Raw genomic sequence first — 2,232 nt, 5'->3', positions numbered from 1 at the left:
AAAGCGTTTGCAGCTTTTGCTGAAAGATCTCGCATTCGGATTGGTTGCATTCAAGCGGAACATGGTACGGTGCTTTGGGTAAAAAACAGTCACCCCGGCCTGCGTTTGACTACGGCATGCCAGGGAGGCTCTACGACGGGGCCTCAGTTATGCATTTCGGATATGGTGTGCTTGCAGACGGAAATTACCGGTACGTCAAATAATGCCGCACAAGTGATTTTAAACAATAAATAGTCTGGATTACAATAAATGGCAAAAATGGCTGTGACTGGGTATTCGGGATACACACAGCGGGTTTCTCGTAAAATTTTCCCATAGGAAACGGTTAATTAAGGTTAGGATATGTTACGGTCCTGGTATTGGGAACGGAGCCTGTCCACTCCGAAAAAAAAACAATACAATGCGAAACTAGACCAATGCGCGCTAACCGCTTATAGTATTATTTGAATGACGTTGTAGTAATATAACTACAAAACATTTTCCACCCTAAACACATATTAGTAATAATTAATGCGAATCCCCTTTGCGGAAACAGTCCATTATTTTATATATTTGGCAGGCTACCTTTATTACCATATTAACCAAAATCGTTGTTGTAAATGGTCGATGCAACAGATGAAGCGCTGTGCGGAATGATCAAAAACAGGGAACAGGCCGCTTTTACCGTTTTATATGACCGGTACCGCCACCGGATCTACGGGTACGCCCTTACACTCTGCGGCTCGCCCGAAGTAGCGCTCGACGCGGTGCAGGAAGTATTTATGAACATTTGGCTCAAACACGCCACCCTCGATCCTTCCCGGTCGCTGAAAGCCTATCTTTTCCGCTCGGCGCGCAATTATATTTTCGATTACCTTAAAAAAGCCGTTCACAGCGAAAAATTCCGGCAGTCATTCCTGCATTCTTTCGAAGAAGGGTTCGGCAGCTCAGACCATCTCCTTTACACCAAACAGCTCGAAGCGATCAAAATGAACGCCATTTCCTGTCTTCCCGCCCAACGGCAACTCATTTATAAACTGAGTAAAGTGGAAGGCTGCAGCAACCAGGAAATAGCCGACCAACTGGGCATTTCCATCAATACCGTCAGGGACCAGCTGGTAAAAGCCTCCCGTTTCGTAAGGGCCTATCTTCACCGGCATGCAGACATTGCCGTGCTGCTGGCTGCGCTTCGCATCATGTTGCCTTCCTGAAAAAAAATTTTTATGCGGGATCGTCTTCCCCGCTTTCTCAATCGTATTACTTAAGATCAACCGCATTCCATGGACGAAAATCAGGATCACATCAAATCGCTGTTCATCAGGCTGGCGGAAGGAAAAAGCACTCCGGGCGAACGTTTGCAGCTGCTGGAATATCTCCGGCGCAACCCTTCCCCCCAAGCTCTGCCGGAACTGGAAGAGCTTGCCAATGAAGACAGCTGGCCCCTGATGCCCGGCGCGGAAGCGGAAAACATACTGGCCCGCATTCTCCGGCAGGAAGAGCCGGCCATAGTGCGCCCCATGCGCAAACGCAATTGGCTGAAGATCGCCGCGGCAGCGCTGCCCGTTATCGGCGTGGCGGGACTGGCCCTGTGGCTCGCAAAGGAACCGCGCCGCATACAATACGCAAACGATACCAAAAGCGTGCAGACCATCCGGCTAAGCGACGGCAGCATCGTGAGCCTCAACCAGCAGGCCCGTGTATCCGTAAGCGCAGACGGCCGCGAAACGTGGCTGGAAGGGGAAGCTTTTTTTTCCGTACAACCGTCTGACAAAAAACCGTTTACCGTGCACACCGCCCATTCCCTGGACGTAACGGTGCTGGGCACCGCCTTCAACGTAAATGCGCAAAAAAACGGCACACAGGTGGTGCTGAACGCCGGCCGCGTAAAAGTAGGCACGGGCGAAACGCAGATGGTGCTGAATCCCGGTGAAATGGCGGACTATCACGCCGCTACCGGGAAACTGTTGAGGCAGCAGGCCGATACGTTGCTGTTCACCTCCTGGAAATACGACCTGATCGCGTTTAAAGCGCGGCCTCTGAAAGAAGTCATGGAAAAACTCGGAGAACAATACGGCATCGGCGTGGTGTTCGACCACGCGGGAGCAGAAAACCTGGTATTCACCGGTTACCTGTCTTCCAACGATCTGCCCCAGGCATTGCTCACTTTAGAACAGGCATTCACGTTAAAGATCACGTTACTCGACAAACAGCTTCACGTTAACATTAAATAACGCCTTCAGCCAACACCAACAA

General features: G+C 50.4%; 2 protein-coding genes. Both read left to right on the top strand.

Going from position 1 to position 2,232, the window contains the following annotated elements; all coding sequences use genetic code 11:
- The first annotated feature begins 599 nt into the window (after positions 1-599).
- Positions 600-1,190 carry an RNA polymerase sigma-70 factor gene (locus tag J7I43_RS24060; RefSeq protein ID WP_209148551.1) on the top strand — a complete coding sequence of 197 codons (591 nt, stop codon included), beginning with the start codon at positions 600-602 and terminating at the stop codon, positions 1,188-1,190.
- A gap of 69 nt (positions 1,191-1,259) precedes the next feature.
- Complete coding sequence (locus tag J7I43_RS24055; protein WP_209148550.1) at positions 1,260-2,210, top strand: FecR family protein; 951 nt, start codon at positions 1,260-1,262, stop codon at positions 2,208-2,210.
- Positions 2,211-2,232: the final 22 nt, after the last annotated feature.

Origin of the sequence: Chitinophaga chungangae (assembly GCF_017742215.1) — a bacterium.
In the GTDB taxonomy this organism is placed as follows: Bacteria; Bacteroidota; Bacteroidia; order Chitinophagales; family Chitinophagaceae; genus Chitinophaga; species Chitinophaga chungangae.
Note: the sequence above shows the minus strand (reverse complement) of the source record. Positions and strands in the feature narration are given on the sequence as shown.